The 17,904-nt window shown below is 69.7% G+C and carries 15 protein-coding genes and 1 pseudogene; 5 read left to right on the top strand and 11 right to left on the bottom strand.

Going from position 1 to position 17,904, the window contains the following annotated elements; translation table 11 throughout:
* Nucleotides 1–27: 27 nt before the first annotated feature.
* The 6 genes and pseudogenes from WJ16_RS06915 to WJ16_RS06890 form a co-directional block, all read right to left on the bottom strand.
* A pseudogene (locus WJ16_RS06915) lies at nucleotides 28–958 on the bottom strand (TIM barrel protein).
* A gap of 39 nt (nucleotides 959–997) precedes the next feature.
* Nucleotides 998–2,011, bottom strand: coding sequence for a bifunctional inositol 2-dehydrogenase/D-chiro-inositol 1-dehydrogenase (gene iolG, locus WJ16_RS06910; RefSeq protein WP_069256425.1), 1,014 nt, complete (start codon nucleotides 2,009–2,011; stop codon nucleotides 998–1,000).
* Between the two features lie 59 nt (nucleotides 2,012–2,070).
* The gene (locus tag WJ16_RS06905) at nucleotides 2,071–2,982 is read right to left on the bottom strand and encodes a sugar phosphate isomerase/epimerase family protein (RefSeq protein ID WP_069256424.1); all 912 of its coding nucleotides are present in this window, start codon (nucleotides 2,980–2,982) and stop codon (nucleotides 2,071–2,073) included.
* A gap of 48 nt (nucleotides 2,983–3,030) precedes the next feature.
* Nucleotides 3,031–4,056 carry an ABC transporter permease gene (locus tag WJ16_RS06900; protein WP_069256423.1) on the bottom strand — a complete coding sequence of 342 codons (1,026 nt, stop codon included), beginning with the start codon at nucleotides 4,054–4,056 and terminating at the stop codon, nucleotides 3,031–3,033.
* A gap of 26 nt (nucleotides 4,057–4,082) precedes the next feature.
* The gene (locus tag WJ16_RS06895) at nucleotides 4,083–5,657 is read right to left on the bottom strand and encodes a sugar ABC transporter ATP-binding protein (RefSeq protein ID WP_069256422.1); all 1,575 of its coding nucleotides are present in this window, start codon (nucleotides 5,655–5,657) and stop codon (nucleotides 4,083–4,085) included.
* Nucleotides 5,658–5,725: 68 nt separating this feature from the next.
* Nucleotides 5,726–6,652 (bottom strand): sugar ABC transporter substrate-binding protein, encoded by a 927-nt coding sequence (locus WJ16_RS06890; RefSeq protein WP_069256421.1) that lies wholly within the window; start codon nucleotides 6,650–6,652, stop codon nucleotides 5,726–5,728.
* A 315-nt stretch (nucleotides 6,653–6,967) separates the two neighbouring features.
* Here WJ16_RS06890 and WJ16_RS06885 point away from each other — a divergent pair, with 315 nt between their 5' ends.
* The 5 genes from WJ16_RS06885 (at nucleotide 6,968) to WJ16_RS06865 (ending at nucleotide 13,266) form a co-directional block, all read left to right on the top strand.
* Nucleotides 6,968–8,926 (top strand): bifunctional 5-dehydro-2-deoxygluconokinase/5-dehydro-2-deoxyphosphogluconate aldolase, encoded by a 1,959-nt coding sequence (locus WJ16_RS06885; protein ID WP_069256420.1) that lies wholly within the window; start codon nucleotides 6,968–6,970, stop codon nucleotides 8,924–8,926.
* A gap of 36 nt (nucleotides 8,927–8,962) precedes the next feature.
* Complete coding sequence (gene iolD / locus WJ16_RS06880; RefSeq protein WP_069256419.1) at nucleotides 8,963–10,846, top strand: 3D-(3,5/4)-trihydroxycyclohexane-1,2-dione acylhydrolase (decyclizing); 1,884 nt, start codon at nucleotides 8,963–8,965, stop codon at nucleotides 10,844–10,846.
* A gap of 61 nt (nucleotides 10,847–10,907) precedes the next feature.
* A complete protein-coding gene (gene iolE, locus WJ16_RS06875; RefSeq protein ID WP_069256418.1) occupies nucleotides 10,908–11,858 on the top strand; it encodes a myo-inosose-2 dehydratase in 951 nt (316 codons plus the stop codon).
* Nucleotides 11,855–12,673 (top strand): 5-deoxy-glucuronate isomerase, encoded by an 819-nt coding sequence (gene iolB, locus WJ16_RS06870; RefSeq protein ID WP_069256417.1) that lies wholly within the window; start codon nucleotides 11,855–11,857, stop codon nucleotides 12,671–12,673. Before iolE ends, iolB begins: the two co-directional genes overlap by 4 nt.
* Before the next feature lie 98 nt (nucleotides 12,674–12,771).
* Nucleotides 12,772–13,266: a heme-degrading domain-containing protein gene (locus WJ16_RS06865; protein WP_069256416.1), complete on the top strand. Its 495-nt coding sequence runs from the start codon at nucleotides 12,772–12,774 to the stop codon at nucleotides 13,264–13,266.
* A gap of 83 nt (nucleotides 13,267–13,349) precedes the next feature.
* Here WJ16_RS06865 and WJ16_RS06860 read toward each other — a convergent pair whose 3' ends face one another.
* From WJ16_RS06860 to WJ16_RS06840, 5 genes are all read right to left on the bottom strand, one after another.
* Complete coding sequence (locus WJ16_RS06860) at nucleotides 13,350–14,096, bottom strand: glucose 1-dehydrogenase (protein WP_069256415.1); 747 nt, start codon at nucleotides 14,094–14,096, stop codon at nucleotides 13,350–13,352.
* Between the two features lie 167 nt (nucleotides 14,097–14,263).
* Nucleotides 14,264–14,968, bottom strand: a complete 705-nt coding sequence (locus WJ16_RS06855) for an ABC transporter ATP-binding protein (protein WP_069256414.1) — start codon at nucleotides 14,966–14,968, stop codon at nucleotides 14,264–14,266.
* Nucleotides 14,965–15,717 (bottom strand): ABC transporter ATP-binding protein, encoded by a 753-nt coding sequence (locus WJ16_RS06850; protein WP_069256413.1) that lies wholly within the window; start codon nucleotides 15,715–15,717, stop codon nucleotides 14,965–14,967. The genes WJ16_RS06855 and WJ16_RS06850 overlap by 4 nt, the downstream gene beginning before the upstream one ends.
* On the bottom strand, nucleotides 15,714–16,970 hold the full coding sequence (locus WJ16_RS06845; protein WP_069257984.1) for a branched-chain amino acid ABC transporter permease: 1,257 nt from the start codon (nucleotides 16,968–16,970) through the stop codon (nucleotides 15,714–15,716). Before WJ16_RS06845 ends, WJ16_RS06850 begins: the two co-directional genes overlap by 4 nt.
* A complete protein-coding gene (locus WJ16_RS06840; RefSeq protein ID WP_069257983.1) occupies nucleotides 16,963–17,898 on the bottom strand; it encodes a branched-chain amino acid ABC transporter permease in 936 nt (311 codons plus the stop codon). Before WJ16_RS06840 ends, WJ16_RS06845 begins: the two co-directional genes overlap by 8 nt.
* Nucleotides 17,899–17,904 lie beyond the last annotated feature (6 nt).

The following is a 17,904-nucleotide window of genomic DNA, read 5'->3' as shown; positions in this document are numbered from 1 at the left end:
TGGTGTTCCTGGTGCGTGTTCAGTGGGTCATGCAAAACCGGCCGACGCGAGAAACGCGCGGCTCGCGGCGACGTCGCGCAGGCTCGTGCCGGCGTTGCGCGGGTCGCGCTCCTGCTCGATCGTGATGTAACCCGCGTAGCCGATCTCGTCGAGCGCCTCGCGGATCGCGCGGTAGTCGAGCACGCCGGTGCCGATCGGGCACATCACGCCGCGCGCGCACGCGGCGAAGAACGCGATGTGCTCGCCCATCACCGCGTCGTACACGGCCGCGTCGATGTCCTTGAAATGCACGTAGTCGACGCGCGACGCGTGACGGCGCAGCCACGTTTCCGGGTCCATGCCCGAGTAATGCAGGTGGCCGGTGTCGAGACACAGGCCGGCCGTGTCGGCGGGAATATCGGCGACGATCCGGTCGATCTCGTCCGCGAACTCGATATAGCCGCCCGCGTGCGGATGAATCACCGCGCGCACGCCGAATTCGTCGCGTGCGATCGTCGCGATCTGCCGGATATGGTCGACCATCCGCGCCCAGCGCTCGTCCGACAGCCAGCCGCGGCGCACGATCGCCGTGCCCGGCCGCGTAGTCGCGCTCGTCGTGGCCCCAGTCCATCACGACCAGGTACGGCGCCGCATGGCGCTGGCCGTCCTGCGTCGGCAGCCTGGGCAGCCGCGTGATCAGCGCGCAGATGTCGCGGGTCTGGCGCAGCAGGTTCGGCAGGTTCTCCGGCGACACGAGATCGTCGAAGATCGTGCCCGCGGTGATGCTCAGGCGTTGCCGCTCGAGCTCGGCGCTCACCACGTCCAGTTCGAGCGGGATGTAGCCATACGGCCCCAGCTCGATGCCCGAGTAACCGGCCTGCGCGGCCTCGGCGAGCACCTGCCGCCACGGCGGCAGGTGCGGGTTCTTCACGTCGTCGACGCCCCAGCAGCACGGGGCGCAGCCAATCTTCATCGTCATGTCGGTCGGTCCGTCAGACAAGCGGCGGGTGGCCGCGGATCAGCCACGATAGAACGCGGGACGCTCGGCCATCGCGATCGGTTCGACCGCGCCGCTCTTCTGCGCGCGCACGCACGCGTCGGCCGCGACCGCCGCCGCGTAGCCGTCCCAGGCCGACGGCCCGGTGAGCGCATGCGCGCGCACGCCGTCGATGAATGCCTGCAGCTCGACGTCGTACGACGCGATGAAGCGCTCCTTCCAGTCGGTCATGATCTCGACCGACTGCCGCGCCGCATGCTTGAGCCCGACGGCCGGCGGATCGGGCAGCTTCGCGATGCCCTGCTCGCCGACCACCTCGCACTGGATGTCGTAGCCGTACTGGCAGTTCACGAAGATCTCGACGTCGATGCGCACGCCGCTCGCGGTTTCGAGCAGCACGATCTGCGGATCGGCGAGATGGGCGGACGCATGGCGCGTCTTCTTCGGATAGACGACCTGCGCGCTCGTGTAATCCTCGCCGAGCAGCCAGCGCAGCACGTCGAGTTCGTGGATCAGCGTGTCGGTGATCGCCATGTCGGTCGTGTAGCGCTCGCCGACCGACTGGTTGCGGTGCGCGCAATGCAGCATCAGCGGCGCGCCGATTGCGCCGCTGTCGATCACGCGTTTCAGCGCGCGGTAGCCTTCGTCGTACGGCCGCATGAAGCCGACCTGCACGAGCCGCTTGCCGTGCGCGACTTCGGCTTCGACGATCCGCATGCAGCCGTCGGCGGTGACGGCCAGCGGCTTCTCGCAGAACACCGGCTTGCCGTGCGCGATCGCGTCGAGCACGAACGCTTCGTGCGTCGGCCCCCACGACGTGACGAGCACGGCCTGCACGTCGGCGGCCGCGACGACCTCGTGGCCGTCGCCGTAGATCTCCGCTTCGAGCCCGTACTTCGTCACCGCATCGCGCGCCTGCTGCGGATCGATGTCGTTGACGGCCACGACGCGCGCGCCGGACAGCGTGCGGGTCAGTCTGCGGATATGGTCCTGGCCGATCGCGCCGCAGCCGATCACGCCGATTTGCAAGGTCATCTAACAGTCTCCAGTCGTTCATTGGCGGTGCGGCACGCGCCGCACCGGTCAGTCATTCTTCACCGCGCGGTGCGATCGAAATGACGATCGACGTAGCGCTGGATCGTGTCGCGCATGTAGCGCGACGACGCTTCCGCGCGGTCCTCCCACGCGAACACGCACGACGACATCACGCCGTCGAAGCCTGCCGCGCCGAGCGCGCGAAAGAACACGTCCCAGTCGATCTCGCCCTGCCCGATGTCGAGATGCTGGTGCACGCGGATCTGGTTCGAACCCGGCGGGTTCACGATGTAGCGCAGCTGGCTGCTCTTGCGGTGGTCGAACGTATCGGCCACGCGCACGTGCGCGAGGATCGGCGCGGCCTGCGCGATCATCGCGGCCATGTCGTCGCCGTAGTAGAACGTGTGCGGCGCGATGTACGACAGCTTCAGCGACGGCGAGCCGATGTTCGTGACGATGTCGATCGCCGGCTGCAGCTGCTCGATCCAGTCCTCCGGATGCGGCTCGACCGACAGCACGATGCGTTCGCGCTCGAGGATCGGCAGCAATTCGTCCATCGACCGGAACCACGCGGCTTCGCACAGTTCCTTCGGGTTCGCCCCCGGCCGTTCGCCGACCGAGCGCTCGGGCGACGCGCCGCGCCCGAACTCCGACACCATCAGCGCGCACTCCATCTCGACCGCCACCTCGATCGCCTTCTTCCAGCAGCGCACCGCCCATTGCCGCTCGTCGTCGAACGGGCTCGCCCAGCGGTACATCGGCTGCAGCGACGCGAGGCCGACGCCGCTTGCGCGCAGCGCGTGGCGGAACGCGGCCATGCGCTCGCGGGTCGCGCGCGGCATCACCCACCAGTCGAGAAAGTCGCTGCGCGGCGACAGCTCGATCTGGTCGTAGCCGAGCTCGGCCACCGCGTGCGGCAGCCGGTCGAGCGGCAGGTGGCGAATCATGTACGGGTCCAGCGCGATCTTCATCGGGTTTCCTTCGCGAATGGGGGAGCGGGCTCGCGCGCATACGTGTGCTCAGCGGCGCTTCTTCTTGTTGCGGTACTGGTCGGCGATCACGGCCGCGACGATGATCGCGCCCTTGACCATCTCCTGGTAATACGCGTCGATGCGGATGAAGGTGAAGCCCGACGTCATCACACCGAGGATCAGCACGCCGATCACGGTGCCCGTCACGCGGCCGAGGCCGCCCGACAGCGACGTACCGCCGATCACGACCGCCGCGATCGCGTCGAGCTCGTACATCACGCCCATGCCCGACTGGCCGGAGATCGCGCGCGCGGCCGTCACGGTGCCGGCGATCCCGCTCAGGAGGCCCGCGATCGCATAGACGAAGATCAGGTGGCGGGTGACGTTGATGCCCGACACGACGGCCGCATGACGGTTCGCGCCGATCGCGTAGGTGTACTTGCCGAAGCGCGTGTAGCGCAGCACGACGTGGAAGATCGCGGCGATCACGAGGAAGATGATCACCGGATTGGCGCCCGCGCCGATCGCGGCGAACTGGTCGGTCAGCATCGACACCGGCATCCCGTTGGTGAACCACTTCGCGAAGCCGCGCGCGGCGACCATCGTGCCGAGCGTCGCGATGAACGGCGGGATGCCCGTCATCGCGATCAGCGAGCCGTTCAGCAGGCCGACCAGCAGCCCGACGCACACGCCGGCCAGCACGGGCCAGATGATCGGCAGGTCGGTGAGGTGCGGAAACACCGCGCGAGGGAAGTCGGACACCTGCGCGAGACTCGCGGACACGACCGCCGCGGCGGCCACGACCGAGCCCGACGACAGGTCGATCCCGCTGGTGATGATCACGAGGTTCACACCCACCGCGATGATGCCGATCACGGCCATCTGCAGCACGATGATCTCGAGCCGCTCGGCGTTGAACAGGAAGCTCTGGCCGACGACGATCCAGCCGACGATCTCGAAGAACAGGCTGATGCCGACGAGCACGAGGAAGATGCTCAGCTCGGGCGGCCACTTCGTGTGCCGCGACTTGAGGGTCATGGTCTGCGCGTCCGCGACCGGATTCAGGTTGCCCATTTCGTTGTCTCCACTCTTGTTTCGGCTCAGCGCGACGCGAGGTCCATGATGCGGACCTGGTCGGCGTCCTTGCGATCGACGATGCCGGTCATGCGCCCTTCGTGCATCACCATCACGCGATCGCTCATTCCCAGCACTTCCGGCATTTCCGACGAGATCATCAGCACCGCGACGCCCTTGCCGGCGAGCGCGCTGACGAGCCGGTGAATCTCGGCCTTCGCGCCGACGTCGATGCCGCGCGTCGGTTCGTCGAGGATCAGGATGCGCGGCTGCGTGAGCAGCCACCGGCCGATCAGCACCTTCTGCTGGTTGCCGCCCGACAGGTTCTGGATCTCCTCGTGCAGCCCGGGCGACTTCACGCGCAGCATCCGGCTCATTTCCTCGCAGTCGCGCTTCAGTTGCGCGTGCCGCACGAAATTGAACTTCACGTAGCGGTTGCTGAGCACCGCGGCCTCCATGTTCGCGAGGAGGTCGAGGTTCAGGAAACAGCCGGTGTCCTTGCGGTCTTCGGTGAGGAAGGCCATCCCGTGCTTCATCGCCTGCGCGGGCGTCGCGATGCGCACCGGCTTGCCGTCGATGCGGATCTCGCCCGACGTGGCCGGCACGACGCCGAACAGCGCCTCGGCGACGTTCGAGCGCCCCGACCCGACGAGGCCGGCCACGCCGAGGATCTCGCCCGCGCGCAGCTCGAAGCTCACGTCGCGGAACACGCCGTCGACGCCGAGATCCTTCACCGACAGCACGACGTCGCCGATCGGCACCTCCTCCTTCGGGAACATCTGCGTGATCTCGCGCCCGACCATCATCCGGATGATGTCGTCGCGCGTGACGTCGCTCGATGCGTGCGTGCCGATGTACTTGCCGTCGCGGAACACCGAGAATTCGTCGGCGATCTCGAACAGCTCGTTCATCTTGTGCGTGATGTAGACGATGCCCTTGCCCTGCTCGCGCAGCTGCCGAATGATCCGGAACAGGTGCGTGACTTCCTTGTCGGTCAGCGCGGAGGTCGGCTCGTCCATGATCAGCACGTCGGAGTCGAACGACACGGCCTTCGCGATCTCGACCATCTGGCGGCTCGCGACCGTCAGCGTGCGCACGTCGGTTTCCGGATCGATGTCGATCGACAGCCGTTCGAACAGCTCGGCCGTGCGGCGGCGCAGCGCCGCGTGATCGATCAGGCCGAAGCGGTTCTTCGGTTCGCGGCGGATCCAGATGTTCTCCGCGACCGTCATGTACGGCATCAGGTTGAGTTCCTGGTGGATCATCGCGATGCCGCGATCGAGCGCATCCAGCGGGCCGTTCAGCACGACCGGCTCGCCGTTGATCAGGATTTCGCCCTGGTCGGGCGTGTAGACGCCCGCGATGATCTTCATCAGCGTCGACTTGCCCGCGCCGTTCTCGCCCATCAGCGCATGAACGGTGCCGCGGCGCACGCGGAACTGCACGCCGTCGAGCGCGACGACGCCCGGAAAGGACTTGCCGACGCCGCGCACCTCGAGCACGCAGTCGGCCGCGGAAGAAGCCGGCGGCGCCGACGCGCCGGACGAAGCGGCCGACGCATCGGCGCCGGCCATCGGGCGCGCGATCCTGGCTGTAAACATGGACGTTCCTCGACGAGTCGCGCGCGAACCCGGCCGTGCCGGGCCCGCGCAGTTCAACGGATCACCGGTCAATGCTTCGCGTACTGGCTCATGTTCTCGGGCGTGACCAGCTCGAACGGCACGTTCACGTAGCGGTCGACGGGCTGTTTCTTCGCGAGCTTGAGCGCGGCCGCGACGGCCTGCTGCCCCTGCCCGGCCGCGTTCTGATACACCGACACCTTCAGCTCGCCGCTCTTCATCGACGCGAGGCCGTCCGGCGTCGCGTCGATGCCCGCGACGATCGTCTTCGGCGTCCACTTGCGCGCGGCCTTCAGCGCGTTGATCGCGCCGATCGCCATCTCGTCGTTGTTGGAGATGATCGCGTCGTACTTCGTGCCGGAACTCAGCCAGTTCATCGTGATGTCCTGGCCCTGCGTGCGGCTCCACTTGCCTTCGCGCTTGTCGACGATCTTCATGCCCGAGCAGTCCTTCGTCGCGATCACGTCCTCGATGTCCTTGGTGCGGGCGCGCGCCGATTCGTTGGACAGCTCGCCCATCAGCACGAGCACGTCGCCCTTGCCGCCGAGCAGCTTGCACACCTGGCGCGCCTGCAGCGTGCCCGACTGCTTCTCGTCGGACGCGACGACCGCGACGCCGGCCGGCAGCTTGTCGAAATCCACCGGCTTGCGGTTCACGTAGACGAGCGGGATCTTCGCGGCCGTCACCATCTTCGTGATCTTCGGCGTCGCGTCGGTATCGACCGCGTTCACGATGATCGCGTCGACCTTCTGCGCGATCATGTTCTGGACCTGGCTCAACTGCTTGCCGACGTCGTTGCCGCCGTCCTCGATCTGCACCGTCGCGCCGTCCTTCTTCGCTGCGTCGGAAATGCTGTTGCGCAGGATGGTCAGGAACGTGTCGTCGAACGACGCCATCGTCACGCCGATCTTCTCGGCATGCGCGAGCGGCGCAGCCAGGATCGCGGCGGCCGCGACGGCCATCAGCTTGGTCTTCATGATCAATCTGTCTCCTCATCTCCGGGGGCGGAAGACGGCGCGTTGCGCGCCGCCGGGCCCAGTCCGATCGAAGCCGATGCGGACTGATGCATCCGGATGAAACTGTAGATCACTTCCTCGAAAATTTGGAAATTTATTTCTACGTGATTTCACCTAGGGAACTGGATTTCCAAAAAGTCTAGACTGCGTCCGTAGCCCGATTCCTTGCGGCAGGCAGTCCCGCGTCGTGCAGTACACGATGCGGACGGTCGCGACCGGATCGGCCCCCTAATTCGCCGGCATCGCCGAACGCCGGCCGCGAGCGTGACACGTGATATGAGCCTGCTGAACTTTCCGAGTGACCGCCCCATCGATCTCGCCTGCCTCGGCCGCGTGGCCGTGGATCTCTATGCGCAGCAGTACGGCAGCCGCCTGGAAGACGCGCGCAGCTTCCAGATGTATCTCGGCGGCTCGTCGGGCAACGTCGCGTTCGGCGTCGCGCGGCTCGGGCTGAAGACCGCGATGATTTCGCGCGTCGGCGACGAGCAGATGGGCCGCTTCCTGCGCGAGACGCTCGAGCGCGAAGGCTGCGACACGAGCCAGTTGCAGACCGACCGCGAACGCCTCACCGCGCTGGTGCTGCTCGGGCTGAAGGATCGCGACACGTTTCCGCTGCTGTTCGTGCGCGAGAACTGCGCGGACATGGCCGTGCGCGCCGACGAGATCCGCGAGGACTTCATCGCCGGCTGCCGCGCGCTCGCGATCACCGGCACGCACCTGTCGACGCCGGGCACGCGCGAGGCGTCGCTGACCGCGCTCGGCTATGCGCGCCGCCACGGCGTCGTGCGGATTCTCGACATCGACTACCGGCCCGTGCTGTGGGGGCTGACCGCGCGCGGCGCGGGCGAGAACCGCTACGTGCCGGACGCGCAGGTGACGCGGCAGCTGCAGCAGGTGCTCGGTGAATTCGACCTGCTGGTCGGCACCGAGGAGGAGTTCCTGATCGCCGGCGGCGTGCCGCACGACCTGATCGGGTCGCTCCAGGCGGTGCGCGCCATCACGAACGCGACGCTGGTCGTCAAGCGCGGCGCGCTCGGCTGCTGCGTGATCGAGGGCGACATTCCCGCCCGCATCGACGACGCGCCGACCTTTCTCGGCGAACGCGTCGAGGTGCTCAACGTGCTCGGCGCGGGCGACGCGTTCCTGTCGGGCCTGCTGTCGGGGCTGCTGCGCGGGCGCGACTGGGCCGAGTCGACGCGCATCGCGAACGCGTGCGGCGCGATCGTCGTGTCGCGCCATGCGTGCTCCGCGGCGATGCCGACGCCGGCCGAACTCGCGCACTGGTTCGACGGCAGCCGCAACCCGGTGGTCGACGCGGACCACACGCTCGCGCACCTGCATCGCGTGACGGTGCCGCGCCGCGAATGGGACGACCTGTGCGTGATGGCGTTCGACCATCGCAGCCAGTTCTACGAGCTCGCGGTGCAGTCCGGCGCGGACGAAGCGCGGATCAAGACGCTGAAGCAGCTGCTCGTGCGCGCGGTGGAGAAGGTCGAGCGCGATCGCCATATCGAAGGCCACGTCGGCGTGCTGATCGACGGCGGCGGCTACGGCAGCGACGCGCTGGCCTCGGCCACCGGGCGCGGCTGGTGGGTCGGCCGCCCGGTCGAGCTGCCGGGCTCGCGGCCGCTGCGTTTCGACGAAACGCGCTCGGTCGGCTCGTCGCTCACGCACTGGCCGACCGAACAGGTCGTGAAGTGCCTCGTTCACTATCACCCCGACGACGCCGTCGACCTGCGCGTCGAACAGGAGCAGCGCGTGCTGGAACTGTGGGAAGCCACGCGCGCCAGCGGCAACGAGCTGCTGCTGGAAATGATTCCGCCGCGTGCGGTCACGCCGGCCGGCACCGAGGACGACGCGGTGCTGCGCACGATCGCGCGCTTCTACAACCTCGGCGTGAAGCCCGAATGGTGGAAGCTCACGCCGCTGAGCGCCGACGGCTGGACGCGGCTCGCCGCGCTGATCGCGGAGCGCGACCCGTACTGTCGCGGCGCCGTGATCCTCGGGCTGAACCAGCCTCTGCAATATCTCGTCGACAGCTTCCGCTCGGCGACCAACCCGATCGTCAAGGGCTTCATGGTCGGGCGCACGCTGTGGGCCGACGCGTCGCTGAACTGGTTCGCCGGCCGGATCGACGACCAGGCGCTGATCGACGAAGTCGCCGGCAACTTCGCGCAGCTGGTCGACGCATGGCTCGGCCGCCGCGCGGCGGCCGCCCGCGCCGCCGCGGCCTGACGCGACGCCCCACCCGATTCCTCTTCACCGACCGACATGACCTCTACCGTAAGACTGACCGTCAGCCAGGCGCTCGTGCGCTACCTGGCCGCCCTGCGCGCCGAAGTCGTCCAGCCCGACGGCCGCACCGAGATCCTGCCGTACTGCGGCGGCGTGTTCGCGATCTTCGGCCACGGCAACGTGGCCGGGCTCGGCGAGGCGCTGCATGCGGAAAAAGACCGCTTGCCGACCTTGCGCGCGCACAACGAGCAAGGGATGGCCAACGCGGCCGTCGCGTTCGCGAAAGCGAATTTCCGTCAGCGGATGATGGCCGCGACGTCGAGCATCGGCCCCGGTGCGACCAACATGCTGACGTCGGCCGCGCTCGCGCACGTCGGCCGGCTGCCGCTGCTGCTGCTGCCCGGCGACGTGTTCGTGTCGCGGCTGCCCGACCCCGTGCTGCAGCAGGTCGAGGATTTCGAACAGGGCGACGTCAGCGCGAACGACTGCTTCCGGCCGGCGACGCGCTATTTCGACCGGATCACGTCGCCCGAGCAGCTGCTCGTCGCGCTGCCGCGCGCGATCCAGGTGATGACCGACCCCGCGCAATGCGGCCCGGTGTGCCTCGCGCTGCCGCAGGACGTGCAGACCTTCGCGTACGACTGGCCCGAGGATTTCTTCGCGCCGCCGGTGATCCGGATGCGCCGGCCGCCGGCCGACGCGCTCGAACTCGCCGACGCGCTTGACGTGCTGAAGGCCGCGAAGAAGCCGCTGATCGTCGCCGGCGGCGGCGTGCTGTACAGCCAGGCATGGGACGCGCTGCGCGCGTTCGCCGACACGCACGGCGTGCCGGTCGCCGAATCGCAGGCCGGCAAGGGCAGCCTCGCGTGGGACCATCCGCTCAATCTCGGGTCGATCGGCGTGACGGGCTCGCCTGCCGCGAACCGCGCGGCCGCGCAGGCCGACGTGATATTCGCGGTCGGCACGCGGCTGCAGGATTTCACGACCGGCTCGCATGCGCTCTATGGCGACGCGACGCTGTTGAGCCTGAACGTGCAGCCGTTCGACGCGGGCAAGAAACGCGGCCATCAACTGGTGGCCGACGCGCGCACGGGCCTCGGCCAGTTGTCGGCGGCGCTGGCCGGCTGGCGCGCCGATCCGGCCTGGACCGCCGGCAACCGCGACCAGGCCGCCGCATGGAACGCGCGCGTGACCGAACTCACCACGCACGTGCCGATGGACACGCTCCCGTACGACGCGGAAGTGATCGGCGCGGTGCGCGACTCCGCGGCCGATGCGGGGCGCGACAGCGCGCGCGACGATCTCGTCGTGTGCGCGGCCGGCACGCTGCCGGCCGAGCTGCACAAACTGTGGCGCAGCGGCGTGCCGGGCAACTACCACATGGACTACGCGTACTCGTGCATGGGCTACGAGATCGCGGGCGGCCTCGGTGCGAAGCTCGCGCGGCCGGCGCGCGAAGTGATCGTGATCGTCGGCGACGGCTCGTACATGATGCTCAACGCGGAACTCGCGACGTCCGTGATGCTCGGCCGCAAGCTGATCGTCGTGATCCTCGACAACCGCGGCTACGGCTGCATCGAGCGGCTGCAGCTGAATTGCGGCGGCGCGAGCTTCAACAACATGCTCGACGACTGCGTGCCGGAAGGCGGCGAGCGCTCGACGATCGATTTCGCGATGCATGCGCGCGCGATGGGCGCCGACGCCGTGCACGTGCGCGACATCGGCGAACTGCGGCGCGAAATGAAGCGCGCCCGCGCGGCGACGAAGAGCCAGGTGCTCGTGATCGACACCACGCACCGGCGCACGACCGACGACGGCGGCGCGTGGTGGGAAGTCGCGGTGCCGCAGGTGTCGGCGCGCGCCGGCGTCGACGCGGCGCACCGCGCGTATCTCGATGCGAAGACCCGGCAGCGGCGCTGATCGCGCGCACTGCCCACGAACCCTCCCTGCGAAAAACACATTCGAATCAAGGAAGCACGTCATGAGCTGGAACGTCCGCATCGGTATCAATCCCCTGTCGTGGATGAACGACGACCTGCCGTCGCTCGGCGGCGAGACGCCGCTCGAAACGGCGCTGAAGGAAGGCGCCGAAATCGGCTACGCAGGCTTCGAGCTCGGCAACAAGTTTCCGAAGACGGGCCCCGAGCTGAAGGCGAAACTCGCCGAGTTCGGGCTCGTATGCGTGTCGGGCTGGTATTCGGGCTTTCTCGCCGAAGTCGCGCCGGGCCTGAGCGACGCCGATGCGCTCGCCGCGGAGATCGAGCGCTGCCGCGCGCACATGACGAAGCTGCAGTACAACGACGTGAAGGTGGTCGTGTACGGCGAATGCGCGGGCACGATCCAGGGCAACATCGACACGCCGGTCGCGAAGCGGCCGCGCTTCGTCGACGACGACGCGTGGCGGCGCTATGCGGCGCGCCTCGACGCGTTCGGCGCGCACCTGCTCGACACGTACGGGATCAAGCTCGCCTACCATCACCACATGGGCGCGTACGTCGAGTCGCCCGCCGACGTCGACCGGCTGATGGCGCTGACCGACCCGGCGAAGGTCTTCCTGCTGTTCGACACCGGCCACGCGTATTTCGGCGGCGCGGCCGACCCGGTGGCGCTGCTGAAGAAGCACGTCTCGCGCGTGGTCCACGTGCATTGCAAGGACGTGCGGCCGCAGGTCGTCACGCAGGCGCGCAACGACGGCTGGAGCTTCCTGAACGGCGTGATCAACGGCACCTTCACGGTGCCCGGCGACGGCGCGCTCGACTACGAGGCAATACTGCGTACGCTGAAAGATGCCGGCTATGAAGGCTGGCTCGTCGTCGAGGCCGAGCAGGACCCGGCCGTCGCGCCGAGCTATGCGTATGCGAAGAAGGGCTACGAATCGCTGCGCGCGATCGTCGACCGGCTGAGCCCTACCCCACGGAGCCCGAACCCATGACGATTTCTCCCCTGCTGGTCAAGGCCTCGGCCGACCGCGAAATCTGCAACGTCACGCCCGAATCGGCCGGCTGGAAGCACGTCGGCTTCCGCGCGCTGCGCCTGAAGGCCGGCGACACCGAAACGCTCGACACCGGCGCGCGCGAGCTGTGCGTGGTCGTGCTCACCGGCACGGTGCGCGCGGACGTCGACGGCGCCACCTACGACGCGCTCGGCACGCGCGACAGCGTCTTCGACGCCGTGTCGCCGGACGCGCTGTACGTGCCGGGCGGCAAGACGGTCACGCTGGTCGCGACGCGCGACGCGGAAATCGCGCTGTGCACCGCGCCGTACACGAGCGGCGACAAGCCCGTGCAACGCCTGGACGGCGAGCGGATGCGCCGCTCGGTACGCGGGCAAGGCACCAATACGCGCTACGTGTGCGACATCCTGATGGGCGACAACCCGGCGGCCGACCGGCTGCTCGTGGTCGAGGTCGTCACGCCGGCCAGCCATTCGAGCAGCTATCCGCCGCACAAGCACGACCGCGACGCGGCGCCCGAGGAAACGTCGCTCGAGGAAACCTACTACCACCGGATCGATCCGCCGCAGGGCTTCGCGTTCCAGCGCGTGTACACGGACGACCGCAGCCTCGACGAAGCCTGCGCGGTCGAAAACCACGACGTCGTGATGGTGCCGCGCGGCTATCACCCGGTGGTCGCGCCGCACGGCTACAACCTGTACTACCTGAACGTGATGGCCGGGCCGAGCCGTGCGTGGGCGTTCAAGAACGATCCCGCGCACGAATGGATGCTCGACGCGGCGCCGCCGCGCTGACGCATTGAAGCAGTGAACGGAACACGGGCCCGCGCGCGGCCCGTGACGACGCGACGCCCGGCACGCGCACGCTGAGCCGGCGACGCCACGGAGCCGCCATGGTGACGACCCTCTTTCGCCTCGAACCCCCTCCCTTCGACGACGACGCGTCGAACCCGGCGCTGCCGCGCTTCGACGCGGCGATCGCCCGCCGGATCGGCGAGATCGCGGTCAACCTCGCGTCGCGCCGCGGGCTGCCGATCGCGGTCGGCATCGTCGGCGAGCGCGCGCCGCTGTTCTACTGCGCGCTCGACGGCAGCCGCGCCGGCGACAGCGACGCGATCCGCCGCCGGCAGAACACGGTGCTGCGCTTCGGCGTCAGTTCGCTCGCGGTCGGCGAACGCTTTCGCCGCGCCGGCTGGTCGCTGCAGTCGCAGGGGCTGTCGGACGACGACTATGCGCTCGACGGCGGCGGCGTGCCGCTACGGATCGCCGGTGCGGGCGTCGTCGGCGCGATGACGATCGCGGGGCTCGACGACGCGCGCGATCATGCGCTCGTCGTCGAGTGTTTGCGCTGGCACGTCGGCGCGAATGCGCTCGCGATGAGCACGTAGCCGCCGCGCGACGATGAAGCGGCTGGCGGCGCCGGTCAGGCGGCCGCTTGCGCGCCCCCTGCTACCCGCGCGGCTCGATCCGCTCAGTTCAGCCCGCCGCTCACGACGAGGTGCTCGCCGGTCATCCAGCGTGCATCGTCCGACGCGAGGAATACGGCCACCGACGCGATATCGTCCGGCTCGCCGAGACGGCCGAGCGGCGTTTCGGCGCGCACCTGTTTGTCGAGATCCGAACCGATGATGCCCGCGCTGTGCGTGCCCTCGGTCACGATCATCCCCGGGTTGATCGCGTTCACGCGAATCTTGCGCGGGCCGAGTTCGAGTGCGAGCACGCCGGTGATCGCGTCGACCGCGCCTTTGGTGCCGCTGTATACCGCGCTCGCGGGCGGCGTGATGCTGGTCACCACCGAGCTGATGTTGATGATGCTCGCGCCTTCGCCGAGATGCTTGACGGCGGCCTGCGTGGTCAGCAGCACGCCGAACACGTTCGTGTCGAACTGCCGCCGGTAGTGTTCTTCGGTGATCGCTTCGATCGGCGCGAATTCGTACACGCCGGAATTGTTGACGAGCACGTCGAGGCGGCCGTACGTGTCGATCGCCGTGTCGACGATGCGCTGCGCGTCGGCGGCCTTCGACACGTCGCCGCCGACGGCGACCGCGCGGCCGCCGGCCTCGACGATCGCGCCGACGACCGCGTCGGCACCCGCCTTGCTGCTCGCATAGTTGACGACGACCGATGCGCCCTCGGCGGCCAGTGCCTTCGCGATCGCGGCGCCGATGCCTTTCGACCCGCCCGTGACGATCGCAACCTTGTTTGCCAGCTTGCTCATGATTACATTCCTCAGTCAGAAGACCTTCGATGGATGGCGCCGGTTGCCGCGCAGTGCGTCGATGCGGCGACCGGCATGACTGGCAATTTACGGCGCGGTGCGGCAGCGATAAAGCGGCTCGACGCGAATTGACCGGTGGGGTTTTCCGAACAATCGGGCGCGCGCCGTCAGCCGGCGCTCAGCCATGCGTTCGCGACCTCGCCGCCCAGGCCGTCGAGCGCGCCGTCGTAGACGATCCGCCCGCGCCCCATCACCGCGACGCGACGCGCGAGCCGCGGCGCGAACTGCAGCCGCTGCTCGATCAGCACGATCGCGACGCCGTCGGCCTGTAGCGCGGCGAGGCAAGCGCCGACTTCGTCGACCGCGAGCGGCGCGAGCCCTTCGGCCGGTTCGTCGACGATCAGCACGCGCGGGCGGGCAGCCAGCGCCCGCACCAGCGCGAGCACCTGCTGTTCGCCGCCCGACAGCCGCGCCGCCTTCACGTCCGCGCGCGCGGCCAGCAGCGGAAAGCGGTCGAACAGCCGTTCGAGCGCCGCGCGTTCGGCGCTGCCACGGAGGCCGCGCAGCCCGAGCCGCAGGTTCTCGCGGACCGTCAGCAGCGGGAACACGTCGCGGCTTTCCGCGACGTACGCGACGCCGCGCCGCGCGATCTCGAACGTGCGCGCGCCCGCGCATTCGGCGCCGCCGATGCGCACCGAGCCCACCGTGCGCACGAGCCCCATCACGGCCTTCGCGAGCGTCGAGCGCCCCGAGCCGTTGCGGCCGAGCAGCGCGAGCGTCTCGCCCGGCGCCAGCGCGAGATCGACGCCGTCGAGCACCGGTTGCAGCCCGTACCAGGCGCGCAGGCCGCGAATGTCGAGCAACGCGCTCATCGGCCGCCCTCGCCCAGATAGGCGGCACGCACGGCCGGATCGGCGCGGATCGCATCGGGCGCGCCGGTCGCGACCACCGTGCCGCGCACGAGCACCGTGATGCGTTCGGCGAAGCCGAACACCGCATCCATGTCGTGTTCGATCAGCAGGACCGTACGACCCTGCGTCGTCGCCCGGATCAGCGCGATCATCCGCGCCGCCTGCGCGCGGCTCATGCCGGCGGTCGGCTCGTCGAGCAGCAGCGTGCGGGCGCCGCTCGCGAGCGCGATCCCGAGATCGAGCGCGCGCTGTTCCGCATAGCTCAGCGCGTCGGCCGGCGTGTCGCGGTGCGCATCGAGGCCGATGTCGTGCAGCACGCGTTCGGCCGCGCGATCGACCGACGCCGATTCGCGCAGCCGGTTCCACCAGCGCCGGCGTTCGACCGGCGCATGCAGCGCCGCGCAGCGCAGGTTGTCGAACACGGTCAGCCGCGCGAACGCGCTCGTCTGCTGGAAACTGCGGCCGATGCCGAGCCGGCTCGCAACGACCGGCCCACGCCCGCGCAGCTCGACGCCGTGCAGCACGACGCGCCCGCGCGTGGGCCGCGTCGCGCCGGCGATCACGCCGAACAGCGTCGACTTGCCCGCGCCGTTCGGCCCGATCAGCGCATGGCGCTCGCCGGCCGCGATGCTCAGCTCGACGCCGTCGAGCACCGTCTGCGCGCCGAAGCGCTGCACGACGCCGTGCAGCGCGATCGCGTTGCCGTTCATCGCCCGTCCTCCCGCTTGGCGGTCTGTGCGCTCCGTCGGCTCTGCCCACTTTGCTCGCCCGATACGAGCCGCGCGCGCCAACCCCACAGCAGCGTGCCGATGCCCGCCGCCGAACACGCGACGGCCCAGCCGGCCGGCGTATCGGCATCGACGCTCCACGCGCCGAACGCGAAGCCCGCGCCGTCGTCCTCCCCGAAGCGCCACGCATAGCCGAGCTCGGCCGCGCAGACGATCGCGACGCCCCAGAACACGCACGCGCCGACCGCGCACAGCATGCGCCACCGCTCGGCCGCCGGCGCGCCGCGCCGCAACGCATGCGCGAGCGTCTGCACGATGCCGGCGATCCCGCGCGGCGCGGCCACGACGATCGCGACGAACAGCACGCCGAGATACAGCGCCCACGCGCGCGACACGCCCGCGACGCCGATGCTGAGCGCGGTCAGCACGGCCGCGCCGGCCGCCGGCCCGAAGAACGTGCCCGTCCCGCCGATCACCGCGGCGATCAGCACGGTCGCCGAACGCGCCATCGATACGCTGTCGGGCGTCGCGAGTTCGACGTCGATCAGCGTCAGCGTGCCCGCGACGCCCGCGAAGAACGATGCGCAGGTGACCATCGCGAGCCGGATGCGGCGCGGATCGGTGCCGAGCGCGGCGACGCGCGCCGGGTTGTCGCGCACCGCGTTCGCGAGCCGCGCGAGCGGCGTGCGCGTCAGCGCGTGCATGGCCCACGCCGACGCGACGCACCACGCGGCAATCACCGCATACGCGTGCGCCGGCGCACCGAAATGCCAGCCGCCCCACGGCGTGCCGCTCGCGCGGTCGATCGGCACGCCGCCGATTCCGCCGAACCAGGCCGGCACGCTCCACGCAGCGGCCGCGACGCATTCGCCGAGCCCGAGCGTGATCATCGCGAACGCGGTGCCGGCGCGACGCGTCGCGAGCAGCCCGGCAGCCAAGCCGAAACCGGCGCCGGCCACGCCGCCGACGAGCGGCAACAGCGGCAGCGGGCCGCCAATGTGGTTGAACCAGTGCGCGGCCGCGAACGCGCCGAGGCCCGCGAACGCCGCGTGCCCGAACGACAGCAGCCCGGTCGTGCCGAGCTGCAGGTTGTACGACAGCGCGAGCACGACGAGTGCGGCCGTCTGCGCGAGATAGCCGAGCACGGCGCCGTGCGGCCACAGCCACGCGGGCAGCGCGACGCAGGCGGCGAACAGGGTCCAGCGCACGACGCCGGCGAATGGACGGTTACGCATCGGCGCGCTCGCCGAACAGCCCGCGCGGCCGGGCAACCAGCACCGCGACGAGCAGCAGGTACGGCACCAGCGGCGCCAGTTGCGCGACCGACACCGCGGCCACGCTGTCGGGCAGCGCGATGCCGGCCCATTCCGTCAGATCGCGCAGCGACGTGTCGCTCGCGGCCGCGAAGGTCTGCGCGAAGCCGACCGCGAGCGACGCCGCGAACGCGCCGCCGAGCGAGCCGAGCCCGCCGATCACGACGACCGCGAACACGACCGACCCGACGGTTTCGGCAAGCGCGGGCTCGATCACCGCGAGCGGCGCGCCGATCACGCCGGCGAGCGCCGCGAGCGCGGTGCCCGCGCCAAACAGCGCGGTCATCACGCGCGGCACGTCGTAGCCGAGCGCCTCGACGGCCGCACGATGCGTGAGCGCCGCGCGCACCACGAGCCCGAGGCGCGACGCGCGCAGCAGCGCGCCGAGCGCGACCAGCATCGCGGCGGACATCCCCATCATGAACAGCCGGTAGCGCGGCAGCGCGAGGCCGAAGACGGTCACGGGCGCGCCGTCGAACAGCGCCGGCACGGGCGCCGGCAGCGGCGCGAGGCCCCACGCGAGCTTCGCGCCCTCGCCGATCAGGTACGCGAGGCCGAAGGTCAGCAAGAGCTCGCTCGTGTGGCCGCGCGCCTGCACGCGGCGCAGCAGCGCGCGTTCGCAGCCGGCGCCAAGGAGCCCGACCGCGAGCGGCGCGAGCGCGAGCGCCAGCCAGAAGCCTGCACTGGCCGCGATGCTGTAGCCGACGTACGCACCGAGCATGTAGAAGCTCGCATGCGCGAAGTTGAGCACGCCCTGCACGCTGAAGATCAGCGTGAGGCCGGCCGACAGCATGAACAGCAGCAAGCCGTAGCTGAGGCCGTTGAAGGCCTGGAGCGCGAACGCGTGCACCGCGAC

Source organism: Burkholderia metallica (assembly GCF_001718555.1).
Taxonomy (GTDB): domain Bacteria; phylum Pseudomonadota; class Gammaproteobacteria; order Burkholderiales; family Burkholderiaceae; genus Burkholderia; species Burkholderia metallica.
Note: the sequence above shows the minus strand (reverse complement) of the source record. Positions and strands in the feature narration are given on the sequence as shown.